This is a genomic window from Idiomarina seosinensis, assembly GCF_003987275.1.
In the GTDB taxonomy this organism is placed as follows: domain Bacteria; phylum Pseudomonadota; class Gammaproteobacteria; order Enterobacterales; family Alteromonadaceae; genus Idiomarina; species Idiomarina seosinensis.
The window spans coordinates 1,035,230-1,053,096 of the sequence record NZ_PIQF01000001.1; the positions used below are offsets into that span (position 1 = coordinate 1,035,230).

The 17,867-nt window shown below is 46.3% G+C and carries 24 protein-coding genes and 1 pseudogene; 10 read left to right on the forward strand and 15 right to left on the reverse strand.

Going from position 1 to position 17,867, the window contains the following annotated elements; translation table 11 throughout:
• Positions 1-20 precede the first annotated feature (20 nt).
• Positions 21-158: a DUF3149 domain-containing protein gene (locus CWI81_RS04935; RefSeq protein WP_126784166.1), complete on the reverse strand. Its 138-nt coding sequence runs from the start codon at positions 156-158 to the stop codon at positions 21-23.
• A gap of 78 nt (positions 159-236) precedes the next feature.
• Here CWI81_RS04935 and CWI81_RS04940 point away from each other — a divergent pair, with 78 nt between their 5' ends.
• A complete protein-coding gene (locus CWI81_RS04940; protein ID WP_126784168.1) occupies positions 237-428 on the forward strand; it encodes a glycine zipper domain-containing protein in 192 nt (63 codons plus the stop codon).
• On the opposite strand, the gene CWI81_RS04945 is transcribed toward CWI81_RS04940, so the two are convergent.
• A complete protein-coding gene (locus CWI81_RS04945; RefSeq protein WP_126784170.1) occupies positions 425-1,288 on the reverse strand; it encodes a mechanosensitive ion channel domain-containing protein in 864 nt (287 codons plus the stop codon). The genes CWI81_RS04940 and CWI81_RS04945 overlap by 4 nt on opposite strands.
• Positions 1,289-1,380: 92 nt before the next feature.
• Here CWI81_RS04945 and CWI81_RS04950 point away from each other — a divergent pair, with 92 nt between their 5' ends.
• Positions 1,381-1,770, forward strand: a complete 390-nt coding sequence (locus CWI81_RS04950; protein WP_126784172.1) for a BON domain-containing protein — start codon at positions 1,381-1,383, stop codon at positions 1,768-1,770.
• A 42-nt stretch (positions 1,771-1,812) separates the two neighbouring features.
• On the opposite strand, the gene CWI81_RS04955 is transcribed toward CWI81_RS04950, so the two are convergent.
• Positions 1,813-2,832: a zinc-dependent alcohol dehydrogenase family protein gene (locus tag CWI81_RS04955; protein ID WP_126784173.1), complete on the reverse strand. Its 1,020-nt coding sequence runs from the start codon at positions 2,830-2,832 to the stop codon at positions 1,813-1,815.
• 119 nt (positions 2,833-2,951) lie between these two features.
• A complete protein-coding gene (locus CWI81_RS04960; protein WP_126784175.1) occupies positions 2,952-3,263 on the reverse strand; it encodes an antibiotic biosynthesis monooxygenase family protein in 312 nt (103 codons plus the stop codon).
• Positions 3,264-3,325: 62 nt separating this feature from the next.
• On the opposite strand from CWI81_RS04960, the gene CWI81_RS04965 reads away from it, so the two are divergent.
• From CWI81_RS04965 to CWI81_RS12920, 3 genes and pseudogenes are all read left to right on the forward strand, one after another.
• A complete protein-coding gene (locus CWI81_RS04965; RefSeq protein ID WP_126784177.1) occupies positions 3,326-3,913 on the forward strand; it encodes a DUF938 domain-containing protein in 588 nt (195 codons plus the stop codon).
• 70 nt (positions 3,914-3,983) lie between these two features.
• On the forward strand, positions 3,984-5,441 hold the full coding sequence (locus tag CWI81_RS04970; protein WP_126784179.1) for a cryptochrome/deoxyribodipyrimidine photo-lyase family protein: 1,458 nt from the start codon (positions 3,984-3,986) through the stop codon (positions 5,439-5,441).
• Positions 5,410-5,481 (forward strand): annotated as a pseudogene (locus tag CWI81_RS12920) (DUF2256 domain-containing protein); the annotation flags it as partial. The gene CWI81_RS04970 and the pseudogene CWI81_RS12920, both read left to right, overlap by 32 nt.
• An 84-nt stretch (positions 5,482-5,565) precedes the next feature.
• Here the strand turns inward: CWI81_RS12920 and CWI81_RS04980 are convergent.
• The 5 genes from CWI81_RS04980 to CWI81_RS05000 form a co-directional block, all read right to left on the reverse strand.
• Positions 5,566-6,195, reverse strand: a complete 630-nt coding sequence (locus CWI81_RS04980; protein ID WP_126784182.1) for a YiaD family glycine zipper/OmpA-like lipoprotein — start codon at positions 6,193-6,195, stop codon at positions 5,566-5,568.
• A 96-nt stretch (positions 6,196-6,291) separates the two neighbouring features.
• A complete protein-coding gene (locus tag CWI81_RS04985) occupies positions 6,292-7,827 on the reverse strand; it encodes an HAL/PAL/TAL family ammonia-lyase (protein WP_126784183.1) in 1,536 nt (511 codons plus the stop codon).
• Positions 7,828-7,831: 4 nt separating this feature from the next.
• Positions 7,832-9,082, reverse strand: a complete 1,251-nt coding sequence (locus CWI81_RS04990; protein ID WP_126784184.1) for an AMP-binding protein — start codon at positions 9,080-9,082, stop codon at positions 7,832-7,834.
• Positions 9,082-9,462 (reverse strand): photoactive yellow protein, encoded by a 381-nt coding sequence (gene pyp, locus CWI81_RS04995; protein WP_241970345.1) that lies wholly within the window; start codon positions 9,460-9,462, stop codon positions 9,082-9,084. The genes CWI81_RS04990 and pyp overlap by 1 nt, the downstream gene beginning before the upstream one ends.
• A 77-nt stretch (positions 9,463-9,539) precedes the next feature.
• Positions 9,540-10,139, reverse strand: coding sequence for a DUF502 domain-containing protein (locus tag CWI81_RS05000; RefSeq protein ID WP_126784185.1), 600 nt, complete (start codon positions 10,137-10,139; stop codon positions 9,540-9,542).
• Between the two features lie 171 nt (positions 10,140-10,310).
• Between CWI81_RS05000 and CWI81_RS05005 the strand changes: the two genes are divergently transcribed.
• Positions 10,311-10,775, forward strand: coding sequence for a DUF4199 domain-containing protein (locus tag CWI81_RS05005; RefSeq protein ID WP_126784186.1), 465 nt, complete (start codon positions 10,311-10,313; stop codon positions 10,773-10,775).
• Positions 10,776-10,814: 39 nt separating this feature from the next.
• Positions 10,815-12,155 (forward strand): M24 family metallopeptidase, encoded by a 1,341-nt coding sequence (locus CWI81_RS05010; RefSeq protein WP_126784187.1) that lies wholly within the window; start codon positions 10,815-10,817, stop codon positions 12,153-12,155.
• Between the two features lie 11 nt (positions 12,156-12,166).
• Here the strand turns inward: CWI81_RS05010 and CWI81_RS05015 are convergent, their stop codons facing one another.
• Positions 12,167-12,544, reverse strand: a complete 378-nt coding sequence (locus tag CWI81_RS05015) for a YchJ family protein (RefSeq protein ID WP_126784188.1) — start codon at positions 12,542-12,544, stop codon at positions 12,167-12,169.
• Between the two features lie 75 nt (positions 12,545-12,619).
• Between CWI81_RS05015 and CWI81_RS05020 the strand changes: the two genes are divergently transcribed.
• Entirely contained in the window at positions 12,620-12,817 is a 198-nt protein-coding gene (locus CWI81_RS05020) for a hypothetical protein (RefSeq protein ID WP_241970346.1), read from the forward strand.
• 41 nt (positions 12,818-12,858) lie between these two features.
• On the opposite strand, the gene CWI81_RS05025 is transcribed toward CWI81_RS05020, so the two are convergent.
• Genes CWI81_RS05025 through CWI81_RS05035 form a run of 3 tightly spaced genes read right to left on the reverse strand, consistent with a single transcriptional unit; the run spans position 12,859 to position 14,333 of the window.
• The gene (locus CWI81_RS05025; protein WP_126784190.1) at positions 12,859-13,398 is read right to left on the reverse strand and encodes a DUF924 family protein; all 540 of its coding nucleotides are present in this window, start codon (positions 13,396-13,398) and stop codon (positions 12,859-12,861) included.
• Positions 13,399-13,409: 11 nt separating this feature from the next.
• On the reverse strand, positions 13,410-14,084 hold the full coding sequence (locus tag CWI81_RS05030) for a DNA-3-methyladenine glycosylase I (RefSeq protein ID WP_126784191.1): 675 nt from the start codon (positions 14,082-14,084) through the stop codon (positions 13,410-13,412).
• A gap of 33 nt (positions 14,085-14,117) precedes the next feature.
• Positions 14,118-14,333 (reverse strand): DUF1653 domain-containing protein, encoded by a 216-nt coding sequence (locus CWI81_RS05035; RefSeq protein ID WP_126784192.1) that lies wholly within the window; start codon positions 14,331-14,333, stop codon positions 14,118-14,120.
• A gap of 107 nt (positions 14,334-14,440) precedes the next feature.
• On the opposite strand from CWI81_RS05035, the gene CWI81_RS05040 reads away from it, so the two are divergent.
• Positions 14,441-16,645, forward strand: coding sequence for an EAL domain-containing protein (locus CWI81_RS05040; protein WP_126784193.1), 2,205 nt, complete (start codon positions 14,441-14,443; stop codon positions 16,643-16,645).
• Here CWI81_RS05040 and arfB read toward each other — a convergent pair.
• Positions 16,642-17,052: an alternative ribosome rescue aminoacyl-tRNA hydrolase ArfB gene (gene arfB / locus CWI81_RS05045; protein ID WP_126784194.1), complete on the reverse strand. Its 411-nt coding sequence runs from the start codon at positions 17,050-17,052 to the stop codon at positions 16,642-16,644. The two genes, CWI81_RS05040 and arfB, sit on opposite strands and share 4 nt — an antisense overlap.
• 1 nt (position 17,053) lies before the next feature.
• The gene (locus tag CWI81_RS05050; RefSeq protein WP_126784195.1) at positions 17,054-17,296 is read right to left on the reverse strand and encodes a hypothetical protein; all 243 of its coding nucleotides are present in this window, start codon (positions 17,294-17,296) and stop codon (positions 17,054-17,056) included.
• Between the two features lie 152 nt (positions 17,297-17,448).
• Between CWI81_RS05050 and CWI81_RS05055 the strand changes: the two genes are divergently transcribed.
• A complete protein-coding gene (locus CWI81_RS05055) occupies positions 17,449-17,841 on the forward strand; it encodes a c-type cytochrome (protein WP_126784196.1) in 393 nt (130 codons plus the stop codon).
• Positions 17,842-17,867: the final 26 nt, after the last annotated feature.

Here is a 17,867-nt window from a genome sequence, read left to right on the forward strand (position 1 = left end):
GCTTAGCTGACGGTTAGCAGTTAATGATTTTTTTCTGCTTCAATCATTTTCTTGTAAAAGAAAATACCATAAAAAACACACAGGCCAATAACGATACCCAGGCCTACAAAAGAAATAAAAATAACTGGGTCTTTAAAAAACTCTTGCCATAAACTCATGGTTCTATCCCCCTACATCGTTTATGGTTTTAGTGTATTAAAGAGCCGCCCTTTTCAACTTGATGTGGATCAATCATTATGAGTGAAAGTAAAAAAGCCAGTGATAACAACCCTATGGGAGTGTCCATCGCAATCGGCGTTGGTGTCGGCATTGGCATTGGTGTCGCTATGGATCAACTAGCGCTGGGTATCGCTTTAGGCGTCGCGTTCGGCATTGGTTACGGCGCGAGCCTTCGGCGTAAGCAAAAGAATGAAAAGCAGGACTCTTAAGCGTCCTGCTTGCTAGAAAAATCATTATTTGAGAAAACATCGTTCAGAATGTTTTGCTCAACCCAGTTACGACTTTCGGCTCGGGCTGGAATTCGAACCACCAAGGTAATATCTTCTGCTTCTTCAAATTGTAACGTTACGCGCGGTTCGACTGCTGGCGAATCCAGGCCTGTACGATAACTGATCCGATCAAAATGACGTTTTACGTCGCTCAGGTATTCGTCACAGTAGATCTGCGCAACACGTAATAATTCTTTTTGCGCTCGCTGCCAGTCGTCTGTTCGTAAGAATGGGATTGCAAATGTATGTAGCACAAAGTCCTTACTATAACTCTCGTTAATTAGTGGCTCCATCGCAAATAACGAGTTAGGAATCACAACCATGCGACCACTTCGTTGTTGCATATTCTTACCGGGCCCTACTTCCAGAATAGTCGTGGTTAGTAGGTTCTGATCGATAACATCGCCACGATATTCCTTTATTTGAATACGGTCACCCAACTGAAATGCATTCGACCCACTTTTTATTAAAGTGCCACTGACACAAATAATCAGCTCTTTGGTGGCAATCACCAACGCCACCGCAATAGCCACTAATGACAAAGCAAATGTTCGCAGCTCGTTGCCCCAAATCATTACCAAACCAAGCAGCAGGACCAACAACAGTCCATTGCGTAGCTGAACTAGCCAACGCCGACGAAGGTCGGTCGAATTGACGTTACGGCGAATATAACGTCGCAATATCCAGCGTGCAAAAATCACCACACAGATCAAAACAACGGTGCTAATCACTAGCCGTAATAACGAGTCCGAGCTCTTAAGCTCCTCTAGCAATGCGTTCAAGAGTTCTTGTAAATTCATGTTTTCCTACGTAAAACTGGCGTAAAGGTTGTGGCGAAATAAATTAAATCAACTATAGTTTTTTACAGGTTTCAAGGAAAGAGGAAATTACTATGAAAAACGTATGGTTACCAACCGTAGTTGCACTCAGTTTGTTTACAATCGTTGGTTGCAGCCAAGAATCTGCGGACAGCAAAACCGAGGATGCAATGCAATCGGCCGAACAAACAGCAGATGAAATGGGCGAAGCTGCTGAAGCGCAAATGGAAGAAGCGAGTGAGTACCTCAGCGACGCAGCTATTACAGCCAAGGTAAAAACGGCTTTATTTGATAATGGTGGTCTAAACAGCAGCAATATCAGCGTCGAAACCCGAGATCGGGTGGTCTATTTATCGGGAACTGTCAGCTCAGATGTTGATGCTGAAACCGCAGGCCAACTAGCGGAAGGCGTCGATGGCGTTGAAGACGTAGAAAACGATATTATGGTATCCGGTAATTATTAATACTATCTAATTAGGGGCCAGCACACGCTGGCCCCTATTCTTTTAAAACTCCAGACAAATTTTACCAAAGTGTTGACCCGTCTCTTCATAACGAAATGCATCAGCTAAGTCTTCCAACGCAAAGACCTTATCGACCACCGGCTTAATACCATTGGTTTCCAACGCTCGGACAAAGTCTTTTTGGTTATCCCGACTACCAACAATTAAGCCTTGCAAGCGCGCTTGTTTGGCCATCAACTTAGCAGTAGGTACTTGTCCCTCGCTACCGGTTAATACGCCAATCAAAGCAATATGACCGGCAATTGCAACCGCATTAATGGACTGCGGTAAAGTTCCTGGTCCGCCAACCTCAATCACATGATCGACGCCACGACCTCCGGTTAGCTTACGCACTGTTTTGCCCCACTCCGGATCTTCTTTATAGTTAATCAAATGATCAGCGCCGAGTTGTTTATAGCGGTCAAGTTTCTCGTTCGATGAAGAAGTTGCATAGACAGTCGCTCCCAGGCTTTTTGCTAACTGGCAAGCGAATACAGAAACACCACCACTGCCTAATACCAGTACCGAATTACCAGGCTTAATCTGACCATCAACCACCAAGGCCCGCCAAGCGGTAAGTCCAGCAGTCGTTAATGTTGCTGATTCTGCATGGCTATAGCCGCTAGGTTGATGAGTAAAAAATTCGGTAGGTTTTACCACCACTTCGCGCGCATAGCCATCGATGCCGTCACCGGGGGTATTACTAAAGTCACCAACCGGAGCGGGACCGCTCAACCACTGTGGAAAGAACGTGGATACTACCTTATCACCAACTGAGAATTCCTGGACGCCTTCGCCAATGGCCTCCACCACGCCGGCACCGTCTGACATTGGAATACGGCCATCGTCAGTCGGAATAAAGCCACTTGCGACTCCATAATCATGGAAATTCAGCGAACTTGCTTTAATCTTCACCCGAATTTCACCCGGCCCTGGCTGACCCGGGTCCTCTATCTCTGTAACCTCAATGTTATTCAATCCAAACGGGTCTTTTAGTCGCAATGCTTTAATGTTGTTCGCCATATTGATCGTCCTATTACCTAACCAGAGTGTTTAATTAAGTAGTTATAAGGCTAGGCTATTGGATCAATACAGATTGCTGAATAACCTTGACCAAACACCAATTTGCCCGTATCACTTAATTATTCAGACGGGTTAACCACCCACTCGGGATCTTCAAACTCGCCTAATGGGGTTATCTCACAAAACGGTGCCGCGCTTTTAATGATCCTGCTGACTTCCGAATTATCCTTGTTTTCCATTGCATCACGCTGGGCTTTGCTGTCCCAGCTGGCAATCGCTATTAACGTCTTATCATCGCCAATTTTCCGATGCAATTCTGTGCCTCGCGCCCCCGGAGCTTGTTGAATTAGCTCACTAGCTCTGACCCACGCGTCGGCATAATCTTCAGCTGTGTATCCCTCGTTGATGTGAACCAGAAATAGATATTTCATCGGTAACTCCATCTCGTTATGGTAATGTATCCTGATAACAGCGTAGCAAAAATGAGATGAACATGAGTCTTCCCTTTTCGCAAGCCTGCGAGAACAATAAGCAGCCAATTTTAAGTGTATTAACGTCGGCGTTTGCCAAATCATCAGCGGTTCTTGAAGTAGGCAGTGGCACCGGACAACATGCCACGTACTTTGCTGAACAGCTGCCACACTTGGTTTGGCAGCCATCTGATCAAGGTGAATATCTACCGGCTGTAACCGCTCGAATACAACAGCAGCCTGTCGCTAATTTACGGCCGCCTTTAGAATTTAATGTTTTTGATGCTGCTCCTCAGGGAAGTTTCGACGCACTGTTTACCGCAAACACTTGCCACATAATGCCGAAGTTGGCGGTGGAAGCCCTATTTAAGCACCTTGAACAGTCGCTTGTTAACGTTAGTAAACTTTGTATTTACGGGCCTTTTAACAACAACGGTGACTATACCAGCGACAGCAATGCTGCGTTTGATCAATCACTGAAACAGCAAGACCCAAGCATGGGTTTGCGTGATCAGCAATGGATTGTCAGCCTGGCTAAAGAGTGCGGATTCCGTTTAGTCGCCGACCATAAAATGCCAGCAAATAATCAGTTATTGGAATTCGAGCGCTAATATAGGTAATTGATCCGAACGGTACTCTTTTGCCGTTTATCAGATAACGACTTTTCGCTCTATAGACCTCATGCCGATCAATGTTATCTGGTTAAAACGTGATCTTCGTTTGCACGATCATGAACCGTTAAAGAAAGCGTCTGAATCGACTTTTCCTGCGCTTTTGCTATATGCCTTCGAACCGGGTATGGAAGCCGATCCTCATCTAAGCGAACGTCATTTTAGATTTATTATCGAGAGCCTAAACGACATCAAGCAGCAAAACCCCGAAGCCGCGTTACTGGTTAAACGCGATTCGATTCTAAACATTTTAACGGAGCTGCATTGCGAATTTGGTATCAACCAGTTATTGAGCCACCAGGAGATTGGATTAAATTATACCTTTCAGCGAGACATTGAAGTAGGCCAGTGGTGCCGGAATAACCAGATCAATTGGGCTGAATCTTCGAGCGGCGCCGTTATCCGTGGATTAACCCACCGTCACGATTGGGATAAACGCTGGCACCAACAGATGCGTGCTTCTGCCCAACATCCTCAATTAGAGCAAATTCAGTGGCTACAGCCGACACCACAATCTGATTCACTCCCTGATCAGTGGCAACAATCAAACCACCATTTCCAACAAGGTGGGGAAATAAACGCGTGGTCCACACTGAACTCATTTTATGCCGGACGTGGTAAAAATTACTATCGTGAACTATCGAGCCCATTGACTGCAGAAACCGCCTGCTCACGATTGTCGCCCTATATCGCCTGGGGCAATATTAGTCTGCGGCAGGTCTACCATACAGTTTTACGGTCGCGCAAACGACCCGGCTGGAGTCGTTCACTACGAGCACTTTCATCACGGTTACATTGGCACTGCCACTTTATTCAAAAGTTTGAAAGTGAACCCAGTATGGAATTTGACCACCTTAACCCAGGCTATCGCGATATGCCGGTCAATAAAGGAAACACCAAAGACCACTATTTGCACGCATGGAAAAACGGTCAAACCGGTGTACCTATGATTGATGCCTGCATGCGCTGTCTGCACCATACCGGCTACATAAATTTCCGTATGCGTGCGATGTTGGTTAGCTTTTTAACGCACCACCTGGCACTTGACTGGCGGGAGGGAGTCACTCATTTAGCCCAATTATTTTTAGATTTTGAGCCGGGCATTCATTACGCCCAATTTCAAATGCAGGCTGGCGTGACCGGAATTAATACTATCCGTATCTATAATCCTGTAAAGCAAGGTGAAGACAAAGACCCGCAGGGCGAATTTATCAAACGATGGTGTCCCGAATTAACCGATCTCCCCGACTATTTAGTGCACCAACCCTGGCAAGTAACGGCCTTAGAGCAACAGCTATACGACTTTAAGTTGGGCGAACACTACCCCGAGCCTGTAATCAACCTTGAACAAGCCGCAAAAGACGCGCGCGAGAGGCTATGGCAATGGCGCAAAAAACCACAAGTGAGAAACTCCAGAAAAAGGATACTTAACCGACATGTCGCACCAAAAAAGTCACCTTCCCAGTAAGCTGTGCCCGGTCTGTGAGAGATCGTTCAATTGGAGAAAAAAATGGAAAGACTGCTGGAACGAGGTAAAGTATTGTTCCGAACGCTGTCGCCGACAGCGCAACGCTCAGAACAAGTAATCAGCTTTATTGTTCGGTATTTGGAATAATTTTTAGTTCAACACGACGATTCTGTTCGCGACCACTTGCGGTATTATTATCGGCAATTGGCTGGCTTTCGCCATAGCCGTAAGTCGTTAAACGACGCTGATCAACGCCATTTCCTGTCAGGTAATTACGAACCGCCATTGCCCGATTTAAGGACAACTGTTGATTGTATTCTGCAGCGCCAGTACTGTCTGTATGACCTTCCACCATCATTGTGGTTTTTTCATATTTTTTCAGCACCTTCGCTACGTCGTTTAAGACCGGATAGAAGTTCTGCGAGATAGAAGCACTGTCCGTGGCAAAGGTAATGTTCCCCGGCAACTGCAAACGAATATTATCGCCATCACGAATCACCTGAACACCGCTGCCGGACAGTTCATCACGAAACTCCTGCTCTTGCTTGTCCATGTAGTTACCAATGGCGCTGCCTGCCAGCGCACCTACAGCGGCCCCCCAGATGTACCGACTTTTATCGTGATCGCCGGTGCCTTTACCCAGCAAAGCACCAGTGACTGCACCAATCGCCGCACCTTTCTGGGTATTATTCATATTAGCGCAACCAGCTACGACAAACGCAGACAGAGCGGTAACAAGAATCAATTTTTTCATAGTCACATATCCTTATTATCAACAACTCATCATAAACATAGCACGTGCCTCAAATTCTGGAGACAGGTTTACGATTCCTTTACTGTAGCTGAGCCATTACGTCGCCTTATAAAACTGCCAATGCTGTTGTGCTATATAATTCAGCATCTTTCGTAATTCCATCTCCAACGGCCGGTCTTTAGTCAGCAACGGAAACTCTGTTTGTTGCTGCTCTAAGAAAGCTTGCAGTGGTTCCGTAAGCACCAACTCAGATATATTTTTTCTTAACAGACAGCCGTGCGATGCTGCCATGAAAGCCGCTGCAGCTACTTGCTCTGTCAGTTCTATAACACGTCTGCAGTCTCTGGCGGCAATGGTCCCCATACTCACTTTATCTTGATTGTGGCACTCAGTAGAGCGGGAAAACACGCTGGCTGGCATGGTCAGCTTTAAAGCCTCAGCGGTCCAGGCGGAACAGCCTATTTGTACCGCCTTAAAGCCGTGGCTTAATGGTTTTTCTTCACCCGTCGCAGCAGATAAATTAGCCGGCAAGCCGTTATTACTTTTTTCATCCAGCATCAAAGCCATCTGCCGATCGTGCAGATCCGCAAGGTTAGCCACCTGAGTTTTTAGCAAGTCCATTACCATGGCAATGTGACCGCCGTAAAAATGCCCGCCGTGATGAATTCGCTGCGCTTGGCTGTCAACAATAGGGTTATCGTTAGCGCTATTCAGCTCATCCAGTAGCGTTCTCTCTATAAACGGCAACGCGTCCTGTACAGCACCAACAATATGTGGCGCGCATCGAATTGAATAACGATCTTGTAAACGCGTCTGTGTCGGGTGCGTTTCGGCCACTACGAGATCACTGCGTATCCAAGCAGCGACTTGCTGTTGTCCTGCGTGGGGTTTTACCGCATGCAGTTGCTCATCAAAATGATACGGATTGCCACCAACAGCGGCCAGAGTGAGGCTGGTAATGCGGCTAGAAAGCTGACACAAATAGCGCGCACTATCGTAAGCCAAACAAGCTAAAGCGGTCATTACAGCCGTGCCATTCATTAACGCCAATGCTTCTTTCGGGCGTAACTGGTAGGGCTCGATACCCAATGCCGAAAAAGCTTCGGAGCTGAGCATTGTTTTGCCTTGGAAGCGCACCTCTCGCTCACCAATTAACGCGCCCGCGATGTAAGACAACGGTGTCAAATCACCACTTGCTCCAACACTGCCTTCTTCAGGGATTAGCGGTAAAATATCATGCTGTAACATCAAACTAAGGCGCTGTAATAGCTTATAGCTGACACCCGAATAGCCTTGGCATAACGAGCCTAACCTAACCGCAAGAATGGCCCGAGTTTCAGCTTCAGAAAAATATTTACCCAAGCCGCAACCATGGAAACGAGTCAAATTAACGGGTAACTGATTCACCGATTCAAGCGGCACGCTTACCTCGCAGCTATCACCATAGCCGGTGGTAACGCCGTAAATTTTTCCGTCTTTACGCAGAACATCATCAATAACACGAGCGCCCGCTTCTATCCACTCGATAAAATCAGCGGAGTCATCGAGTACTGCGGACGATTTTGCCTGGCTTAAGTTAACTACATCGGCGACTGACAGCGGACTACGACTAAAAATGATGGATTGACACATTCAATTAACGACTCATTAAATCCGGTTGTAAATCCCAGTCAATTTCCTTACCCATATCGTTAGTAGGAACCTGACTGGCGACTCTAAATTGTTTTGGTATTTCATGCGATTCAAGCTTGTCTCGCAACCATTCTTGAAGCTTCGTAATAAGCATTTCATCAGTTTGATCTGATAACGTCGATGTTGGAACCAGTAGCGCTTTCAGACCACTACTGTCGTTAGAGGCCAAGGTTCTGACTCGCGCCGTTTTAATCCCCGGGTGCGCGACAATTACTTCAGCGATTCTTCGGGGATATACATTGATCCCATTAACCTGAACGGCTTGATCATGACGCGCTAAAGGACGAAAATGCCGTTGATCATGCCACTCCAGAGAATCTGGTAGTGCCACCGTCTCGTCCGTACCGAGCCGGGCCAGCTGTTTTATTGACAACCGTTGCCAGCTTGGCAAAAGCTGATAAAGTCCCTGCCGCTCAGTGCGCACTCCAATGCCCGACGTTTCTGTGCTACCGTAAACTTCAACAACAGTGTCCAACCCTTTCTTTTGCAGCGTAGTGAGCGCCTGTTGTTCAACTGGACCACCCGAGCAAACTGCACTCGCTCGCTCAGGAAACCCAATGGGTTGCTGCGCCAGCTGTTCATACCAACTCGGAAAGCCCACGATCAAATCATCGTTTTGCAAGCGCTGTCCCTGCACCTGGGAAAAAGCTTTAAGCCCACGCACCACTGAAACGTCTAGAAGTTCGGGAAGTAATACAGAAAAAATAAAGCCATATATGTGATGCGGTGGCACCACACCAATAACACGTTGGGGTTGAATCTGATTTTGCTTTAAGTACTCAGCAAAAAATTGGGCTTCTGCGACCAAATGTGACCACTGCTGCTGATGCCGTTGTGGCTGGCCGGTCGAGCCTGATGTCGAGAAGCTGATATTACTGCTGGCTTTGCTGCGGCTGGTTGCAACCACATCGGCCCAATCGCCAAGGCGGGCAACGCGCAATAAGTAGTCTTCCAGTCCGCTGCTTTCTATCTGAAAAAAATCAACCACCCGACTGGCAATCGACATCCATTCGAACGAATCAACAACCACCTCGTCGTCATCACCTTTTGCTTTGCCTGCGGTGGTAATAACGGTATCGGGTAGCCATTGCCGGCCTTTCCACAGTTGGTTATCTTGTTTGCGTATGCGGGTAAGCTCATCGGCGGCTAAAGCGCCAATGAGACTTACAATCGAAGTTTGTGATAATTCAAGCATTACAGGCGTTTTACAAACACCCAGTAGCTGTCACCGGACAGCGCTTTTTTCATATGGACTTTTACTTTGGTTGGCTTCATTTCATAATCGAAGGTGTACTCAAACATGGTATTTAAGTCACCGTTTTTAACACCTTCGTCAAACTTGCCTTTAAACTCAGAACTATTGGTGCAAGGCGCTACATCAGTAAAAAAGTTCTTACCAACAACTGCCGATGGATCACGGCCTGTGATATCACCCTCAGCAGCGTTATATTGAATGATCTTACCTGACCCATCCAGTTGTATTGCGCCAAACGCTACATCATCTAACTGACCCTTGTCCATAGAGGCTAATTTATTCTCAATATCGTTCGATCCAAACTGCACAATTTCCATCATATTCTCCTCATAAAAACACATTCATTGTGTTTTAGCGAATAAGAGCGCATTTGGATCAAAAGTATATGAATAATGACTCAACGGTAATCCCGATTTTTACCGAGGCCCGCACTAATGGTTAATTGCAGCGCGTCGGCCGGCTTCATATCTAACGACTCAACGCAGTCACTGGGCACAATCACCATGTAACCGCCGACGTTATAGCTCATTGGTAAGAAAACCGCGACCTGATCGTCTTTTAATGTTTTTGATAAGCGATCGTCTTTTTTACCACTTTTTTTGGTAACAATACCGATTAAGCGCATATTGCTGCCCGGTAAGGTCACCATCACCACCGATTCATCAGCAAAGTCCTTACCCGACATCATTTCAAAGATATCGTTAACGGTACCGTACAGACTGCGCAGCAACGGCAGTTTATTCATTAAAATGCCCGGCAGTTGCCAGATCCAGTTCATAAAGCGCCAGCGGGCACTAAACCCGATCAAAATAGCAAGTCCCAAAAAGCTAATGAACGCTAATCCAGGGAAGTAATAGGTTTCACCGAGAATAGCCAGCCATATTGGGCTAAGCCAGGTTTCTATAGTGACCAACAGCCACTGCACCAAAAACACGGTAACAATAATCGGCAGCAAAATTGCAAAGCCTTTTAATAAAGACTGAATAATAGTTTTCATAACAGCGTTTTAACCCGGTTTAAGTCATAATGTCCGAAATTAACACTGCTTGACGGCAATTGCATGGAATTTACTCAACTTAACCTGTTCCGGGAGGCGCTTAGCCTGTTGGCTAAGCTCGAAAAGTCAGGCTAAACTGGCTACCGGTTTAATAAAAAAAGGATAACACCAATGAAGGAAATTAAATGGGGCGTCATTTTTGCGCTGGCACTGCTTGGCTGGATGTTGCTCGAACGCGCGACCGGACTGCACGACGAAAACATTAACTACCACGCTGTCGTTTCAAACTTTTTTGCGGTGGTTGCCGTGATTATTTACATTTTGGCTTTAAGGGATAAGCGTGCCGCGTTGCCCGATCAAAAAATGACCTGGCTACAAGGTTTTATCAGCGGTTTAAAGATCGCCATTGTGGTTGCCATACTCTCGCCACTAGTGCAGCTATTAACGCACCATGTAATTTCGCCGGACTTTTTCCAGAACATGCGTGAATACAGTGTCGCCTCAGATATGATGAGCGAAACACGAGCTGAAAAATATTTTAACCTGAATGCCTATATGTTTCAGGCTGTAGCAGGTGCGATCGGTATGGGCGCCATCACCAGCGCTATTGTTGCCTTTTTCCTACGTCGTAAATAGACGCACTGAGTAAACAGAGTAACCTTAAAGGATTTTCCCATGTCTTTTCGAAAACAGTTTTCTTTATTCAGTGCAGTGGCCGGTTTATTCCTATTAACCAGCACGGCCAGCGCAGCGCAGCAAGGACAAGTGCTTGAACACCGGGAGCGGGTAGCGCCGCAAAACCGTATGCTGAACGAGCGACTGGAAAAGCTACTGCCGCAATTGATGGAGTCAGCGCAGCTGGATATGTGGCTTGTTATTAATCGCGAGTATGCCGAAGATCCGGTGTATTTTTCACTGGTGCCACAGCCTACTTTTGCCGCTCGTCGAACAACGATGCTGATTTTTAACCGGCTAGACGATGGCACCGTTGAGAAACTCTCGGTTAATACCTATCCATTCGGAGACCCCTACCAATCGTATTGGTCAGGAGGCGATTTAAATGAGCAGTGGCAGGCTTTAGCTAAACTGATTCAGGAAAAAGATCCGCAGACTATCGGTATTAATCAATCTGAACATTGGCCCGAGGCAGACGGTTTAACCAAAGGCCTTTATGATCGCCTGGTCGCAGTACTTCCGGAGACTTATCAAAACCGTTTACAGCCCGCTGAGAACCTCACGGTACGTTGGTTAGAAACCCGCACTGACAGCGAACTTAGCGTACTGAGTACGGCAGTATCCCTCGCCCGCGGCGTTATCGCCGAAGCATTTAGTGCAAAAGCCATTACCCCAAATGCGACAACCACCGAAGATGTGGCCTGGTTCATTCGTCAGCGTTTTGAAGAGCTCGGGCTGGATGCCTGGTTTATGCCTTATGTCACCTTTCAGCGTGAAGGCAATGACTGCACTAGCGATATGCCGTTTTGCAGTGTTGGCAAAGGAGTCATTAAACGCGGCGATGTGCTGCATACAGACGTAGGCATCTGTTACTTGAAAATGTGCACCGACACCCAGGAGATGGGCTACGTTTTGAAGGTCGATGAAGACAGCGCCCCTGCGGGATTAAAAAATGCACTGGCAACCGGTAACCAATGGCAGGACCTGTTAACTAATGAGTTTATCAGCGGCCGCACTGGCAATGAAATACTCGCCGCAACAATGCATGCCAGCCAGCAGGCAGGTATCGACAGCAGTACCTACACACACCCTATTGGTTTCTTTGGCCACGCACCCGGGCCAACTATCGGCATGTGGGATAATCAAGGCCCCACCGACGTTACTGGTGACTGGTTGTTGTACCCGAATACCGCCTACGCGATCGAAGGTAATATTAAGCAAACAGTGCCGGAATGGGGCGATCAAACCGTACAGATTATGCTAGAGCAAACGGCCTACTTTGACGGTCGTCGTGTTATCTATGCAGCAAGCCGGCAAACCGAATGGCATTTGATTCGTTAATTCAATAGCAACTAACTGACCTTGCCGTTCAGATAAAGCCACTGTTGGTTTTCGCGAACGAACTCTGAATGTTCTTCCATAAAGCCAGTGGCACCGCCGTCCTTATAAAAAGCGCGGAAGTGCACCTGGCCCTTATCACCATGCGCAGCGGACGACACTACCTGCAGCCCTACCCAGTCTGGTGAATCCGTTAAGTCCAGGGTCATTGGCCGAGTACTGGTATGCCAGGTTTTTAACAGGTACTGCGACAGTTTTTTCACAAACGCGCTGTAACGCGAGCGCATCAATTGCTCCGGCGTTTCGGCATTGGCATGTCCGTTATGCAGTAACTGGCAGCAATGCTGATACTCTTTTTGACTGCCGCAGGGGCAGAGTTCTGGCGAGCTCATCGGTAATTTCACCTTTGCAACTTCAAAGCGAGCAGTCTAAGGTAAAACATACAGTTAGCAAATAAGGAAATTATTATGGGTCACGAAATGTTTGCCGGAATGGGATTTCTCTGGATGCTGGTTGGTGCCATTTTATTGGTCGTTCCTGTTTGGCGGATTTGCCAACGCATTGGTTACCCGGCACCGCTTTCATTATTAATGTTGGTTCCATTCGCTAATCTTGCGCTGTTGTACTTCATTGCCTTTAGTAAATGGAAGCGCAACGACCTGTAACCCCGCAATGGTATTACAATAATCGACATAAGCCCGGCACTTTAAAAGCTGGAGCCGGGCTGTTTTAAAAACTCTTTTTCGGCGGATGTCGACTCACGCCCTAACGCCTCATTTCGATGCGGGTACCGACCAAACTGGTCGATTATCTCCTTATGCCTTACCTCAAACTTGTAATTGTTTTCAAGACCGGGCTGCTGGAACAGTGACATTGCCTGTTGGTGAATCAGCTTTGACTCGCTGTGCATATAGGGCATATATAAAAATGCTTTTTCGTCCGCATTGAGTGAATTATCGGCTCCTCGCGCCACCGCTTCCTGCGCCAGCACCAGCGCGATTGTGTCCTGTGAAAAAGCATCTGCTGTGTCACGATAGATGTTACGAGAAAACTGATCAAGCACGATAATTTCAGCCAAACGTCCTTTTGCAGTCTCGCGCCACTGCCAACATTCACCTTTAGCGGCTGCGATCAAAGTATTCGTGAATCGCTCTTTAATCGTGCTATCTAGCTCCTTACTTTTTATAAACCATTGCTTGGGTGTTAGTTGTTGGAACCAAAACTCCAAAACCATTTGTGCGTTCATGTAATACCCTACTATCCAACACTGTATGAGAGAATTCTGGAAATATGACTGCGCGGCAAACCTGTCTGTTGGTGCCAGTGATTGATCGCAGTCTGTACCTGTTTAAGCCCCTTTTGACTAGTTACTGAAGCATCGAGCAACCGATAGTTGGTTAACGCTGTAATTACGTCACTGGAAAGCACAAAGCCGTCCCAACCCATGGCACGCAATGCGTATTGCGAAGTATTGCCACCCAGCCTGGCGCCATTCTTTTTCAAGTAAACCAGTAATTCGGCTTGTTCTGAGTTAGGCCACTGCGCCAAAAACTGGCCAAAACTACCGTATTCTTCTGCTACCTCAACAATCATTCTGGCATTAACCGGCACCGTCATTATCTTTTGAAAGTTACGTACCACCCTTGGATCCTGCGCAAGCTCTTCTAATACTTCCGGCGACGCCTGTTGCCAGTATAAAGGGACAAAACCTTTAAATGCCTCTTCGAACGAGGGCCATTTATTGTCGATAATCTGCCAGACAAACCCGGCCCGAAAAACACAACGAGTCAGCAACGATAAAACACGATCATCCGGAGTCTGAGCAATTTCCTCATTCGACGCAACTCTGGGTAACCGCTGCAGCATCGCTTTTTCGCCGCCTTTGCGCTCACAGGCCCGATCATAAAACACAGAAAAATCGACATCAGTCATGGTTTAGCACCCTAAACTTTATGTTAGCGAACCTCATAATTCGCTAATAAACCGAAATCGTGGCAGCTCTTCACCCGCAACTTCCACCAACTCATTAAACATAGCATAGGGCCGCACCCACAGTTTCTGATCACCATAAAGCGGTTGATATAGCACCAGAACCTCTTCGGTCTCACTGTGCGTTACCGTATCAATAACACGATAACGATTACCTTTATAGTGCTGGTAAATGCCTGGTTTTTGGTTCATTTATTATCTCTTCCTTCCTATTAAAATTGCACATATGACAAAATGCACTAAGCTTTATTAATGATAATATAAACACAAAAAAAATTTTAACTCATGGATATTCATAGATGAGATCACTCATTAACGCAGTCGGTCTTATCGCTTTAGTCGCAGCCACTTTTTTACCGAGTTCCGGGAATACTCGTTCGAACTCTGAATCCCCCCTACAAAACAATACTATTTTGTATGCTGGCTCGGAATATTACCCGCCTTTTGAATGGTTGGACGATAATGGCGATGCGCATGGGTTTATTACCGATTTACAGCGCGCCATGGCTGCAACAGATAACACAAACATTGAATTTCAGCTGTCCTCATGGAGGGCTGCTCTAGATGCAGTCATCGAGGGTGAGGCCGATGCCGTGGCACTAATTCCATCTGATGACCGAAGAGATTTCTTTAGCTTCACTCAGCCTATACATTACTTAAGTCACGGTATTTTTTCGCACACCAACGGTTCACAGTACACGCAGTTGTCGCAACTTGCCGGGCAAACAGTCGCCGTCGCTGAAGGTGCCTTTGCCGCGAACAAATTACGTTCGCTAAACCTGGATCTAACCATGCTCATCGCCGCCGACGAACTTGACTGCCTGAGCAAAGTAGCCAACAAAGCGGCTGATGCCTGTATCGAAGTCAATATCACCTCGGACCAACTGATTAACCGGTACGACCTACCCGTCACCTCTGCTGGAATACAGTTTTGGCCTCAACCCTATGCCTTTGGCGTAAAAAAAGGCAATGATGAGCTACTCAACCACTTGAATAATAAACTGGCCACTATTATTGTTAACGGCCAATACGAAGCCATCTATAAACGCTGGGAGCATTTGCTCGAACCACGTGCGCATGGCGTCTGGAATGCGATACTCAATGCACTATGGTTTATCATTCCATTAACCTTATTAGCTTTTATCGGGCTATACTGGTCCGTCACACTACGTTACAAGGTTCGCGAAAAAACCGCCGCGCTAAGAATAGAATTACAACAGAATAAAGCGTTACAGCAACAAATAGAATTTAATGCTGCGCACGACAATATTACGGGTCTTTATACCCGAACTGCATTTTTCAGAGAGCTGGATAAACAGTTAGAACCGGACGCTAACGATCACGCCCACGCCGTTACCCTAGTCACCATACAAATTACGAATATAGAATCGATGATAACGGTATTTGGTTATGAAACTGCTTTTAACACCGTTGCCAAGTTTGGTGAACGTCTTAAAGCAATGCGTCAGTATACGTCTGCACACTTTGGTTCAGGTCTATTCGGGTTAACATTGAGAGACGAATCGAAAATGGGCAATGTAATTGATGCATTGCGTGAGCCACTATTTTCCAAGGCCGGTGAAATTGAACCTCAGCTCGCCTTCGGGATCGCTCAATCCCACTGCGCGGTCGAAAACATAGATGGAGCAGAACTTGTACGACGTGCTATTACCGCATTAACCGCTGCACAAAAAAGAAAAATTCAATATTGTATCTACAGTGATGCAGATGAACCCGATGTACAAAATTTGCAGTTACTGAATGATTTTCATAAATTTGGTTGCCAACAATTTGTTCTTTATTTTCAACCGCAGCTCGATATTGCCCGGCAGAATATTTCTCACGCAGAAGCCCTTATTCGCTGGCAGCACCCGTCGCTTGGCCTGGTACCACCCAATAAGTTCATTCCGTTGCTGGAAGAATCCGGTGGCATTAAGCAATTAACTTGCTGGGTTATTCAGCAAGCGGTCAATAAAATCCAGAGAGCTGCTCGCAGCGATCCGCAAAACCCGTTAAAACTGAGTGTTAACATCAGTTCTCACGACTTATTAGATGAGGCTTTTTTAGCCTTCGTTCGCAGTGCAATCACTGATATAAATCCATCTCAATTACTATTTGAAATTACTGAGAGTGGTCTTATTGAAGAGTCTTCTCATGCCAAAGAGGTTATCTATAGCCTTGCTTCAATGGGTATTGGTTGTGCCGTCGATGACTTTGGCACGGGTTATTCGTCGCTGTATTATCTGAATGAGCTGTCGGTACAGGAAATTAAGCTGGACCAGGTGTTTGTTCAGGCACTTTGTAATAGTCGGCGCAGCTTAACGATTGTTAAATCGACCATCAATCTAGCCCATGATCTGGGACTGAAAACCGTCGCCGAGGGCGTTGAAGATAAACAAACCTTAGATAAACTTACCGAACTGGGCTGTGACCGTATTCAAGGCTTCTACATTGCAAAACCGATGCAGGAAAATGAACTGGACGCCTTTTTGAAAAAAGCTTAAAAATCTTTTTTCCTCAGCGCCTTTTTCTGTCCTAACTGCTTTTTGCCAGTCAATCGTCGTTCTTTAGCAGAGCGACTCGGCTTGGTTGGAATGCGCTTTTTCTGCACCTGGCCAACACTGCGGATTAGCTCAATCAGCTGTTCCAACGCCAACTCCCGGTTGCGCGCCTGACTGCGGGTTTCCTGACATTTGATAATCACTTTACCGCTTTGGGTAATACGGTGGTCCGCTTTTTTTAGCAAGCGCTGTTTATAAAAGTCTGGTAAAGAGGATGCATTAATATCAAAAATAAGCTGAGCAGCGGTCGCCACTTTATTTACGTTTTGACCGCCGGCGCCACTAGAACGGATAAATTGCCATTCGATTTCATGTTCAGCAAATTCAACGCGCTGTGAAACCTGAATCATTTTATTCGGCGGCTCCAATAAAACTACCTATGCCTTCTTCTTTCAAAGCATCCAGTGCTTCGGCAAGAGCGTCGTCTTCTTGTTCAAACTGGTCTTCCCACAATGTCGAGTTATTGTCCTGATCGACAATTTCTAAAATCCAGCTACTGTCTTCCGTGCGGTAAATATCAATATCTACCGTTTTACCTTCGGCACTATACTGTTGCGTATGTTTGCTTTGCATTATCTGTTGTTCTTCACTCATAAAACCTCTTTATGTTTACCCGTATAGTGGCCTAGTTTATCACTCTTCTTATACACAAAGGAGTAGCTTTTTGGTACCTCCTCATATCACTAGCTAAACCCCGCCATAGCGATATTCTAGAGACATCTTAAGCAAGTCACTAAGAGGTCATCATGAGCATTCATTCTCTTATTAAGGTTTCACTTATCGCTGCCTCCATCGCGGGACTATTTTTCACTCAACCCGCCGATGCCAGTAGCGGTGAAAACCTTTACAAAAAATACTGCCAGGCCTGTCATCAGCCAAGCGGCAAAGGCATGCAAGGCGTTTTCCCGCCGCTTGCTAGTAATTCAAACCTGAAAGATAACCCGCATTATATTGCCGAAGTCATCATTAAAGGTAAGTCAGGACCTATCACAGTCAACGGAACTCAGTATAACGGTTCAATGCCAGCAATGGGCTACCTAAAAGATGCAGACATTGCTGCGTTAGTGAATTACATCAACACCCAACTATCGCAAGGCAGCCAAGAAACAACTGCCGATGCGGTTAGCAGTTTACGTTAAATCAATTTATTAGTTGTTAAAGGAAA

Bases quoted from the DNA above. Each gene is read 5' to 3' on its own strand.
- CWI81_RS04935 (WP_126784166.1), bottom strand. From the start codon at position 158: ATGAGTTTATGGCAAGAGTTTTTTAAAGACCCAGTTATTTTTATTTCT.
- CWI81_RS04940 (WP_126784168.1), top strand. From the start codon at position 237: ATGAGTGAAAGTAAAAAAGCCAGTGATAACAACCCTATGGGAGTGTCC.
- CWI81_RS04945 (WP_126784170.1), bottom strand. From the start codon at position 1,288: ATGAATTTACAAGAACTCTTGAACGCATTGCTAGAGGAGCTTAAGAGC.
- CWI81_RS04950 (WP_126784172.1), top strand. From the start codon at position 1,381: ATGAAAAACGTATGGTTACCAACCGTAGTTGCACTCAGTTTGTTTACA.
- CWI81_RS04955 (WP_126784173.1), bottom strand. From the start codon at position 2,832: ATGGCGAACAACATTAAAGCATTGCGACTAAAAGACCCGTTTGGATTG.
- CWI81_RS04960 (WP_126784175.1), bottom strand. From the start codon at position 3,263: ATGAAATATCTATTTCTGGTTCACATCAACGAGGGATACACAGCTGAA.
- CWI81_RS04965 (WP_126784177.1), top strand. From the start codon at position 3,326: ATGAGTCTTCCCTTTTCGCAAGCCTGCGAGAACAATAAGCAGCCAATT.
- CWI81_RS04970 (WP_126784179.1), top strand. From the start codon at position 3,984: ATGCCGATCAATGTTATCTGGTTAAAACGTGATCTTCGTTTGCACGAT.
- CWI81_RS04980 (WP_126784182.1), bottom strand. From the start codon at position 6,195: ATGAAAAAATTGATTCTTGTTACCGCTCTGTCTGCGTTTGTCGTAGCT.
- CWI81_RS04985 (WP_126784183.1), bottom strand. From the start codon at position 7,827: ATGTGTCAATCCATCATTTTTAGTCGTAGTCCGCTGTCAGTCGCCGAT.
- CWI81_RS04990 (WP_126784184.1), bottom strand. From the start codon at position 9,082: ATGCTTGAATTATCACAAACTTCGATTGTAAGTCTCATTGGCGCTTTA.
- pyp (WP_241970345.1), bottom strand. From the start codon at position 9,462: ATGATGGAAATTGTGCAGTTTGGATCGAACGATATTGAGAATAAATTA.
- CWI81_RS05000 (WP_126784185.1), bottom strand. From the start codon at position 10,139: ATGAAAACTATTATTCAGTCTTTATTAAAAGGCTTTGCAATTTTGCTG.
- CWI81_RS05005 (WP_126784186.1), top strand. From the start codon at position 10,311: ATGAAGGAAATTAAATGGGGCGTCATTTTTGCGCTGGCACTGCTTGGC.
- CWI81_RS05010 (WP_126784187.1), top strand. From the start codon at position 10,815: ATGTCTTTTCGAAAACAGTTTTCTTTATTCAGTGCAGTGGCCGGTTTA.
- CWI81_RS05015 (WP_126784188.1), bottom strand. From the start codon at position 12,544: ATGAGCTCGCCAGAACTCTGCCCCTGCGGCAGTCAAAAAGAGTATCAG.
- CWI81_RS05020 (WP_241970346.1), top strand. From the start codon at position 12,620: ATGGGTCACGAAATGTTTGCCGGAATGGGATTTCTCTGGATGCTGGTT.
- CWI81_RS05025 (WP_126784190.1), bottom strand. From the start codon at position 13,398: ATGAACGCACAAATGGTTTTGGAGTTTTGGTTCCAACAACTAACACCC.
- CWI81_RS05030 (WP_126784191.1), bottom strand. From the start codon at position 14,084: ATGACTGATGTCGATTTTTCTGTGTTTTATGATCGGGCCTGTGAGCGC.
- CWI81_RS05035 (WP_126784192.1), bottom strand. From the start codon at position 14,333: ATGAACCAAAAACCAGGCATTTACCAGCACTATAAAGGTAATCGTTAT.
- CWI81_RS05040 (WP_126784193.1), top strand. From the start codon at position 14,441: ATGAGATCACTCATTAACGCAGTCGGTCTTATCGCTTTAGTCGCAGCC.
- arfB (WP_126784194.1), bottom strand. From the start codon at position 17,052: ATGATTCAGGTTTCACAGCGCGTTGAATTTGCTGAACATGAAATCGAA.
- CWI81_RS05050 (WP_126784195.1), bottom strand. From the start codon at position 17,296: ATGAGTGAAGAACAACAGATAATGCAAAGCAAACATACGCAACAGTAT.
- CWI81_RS05055 (WP_126784196.1), top strand. From the start codon at position 17,449: ATGAGCATTCATTCTCTTATTAAGGTTTCACTTATCGCTGCCTCCATC.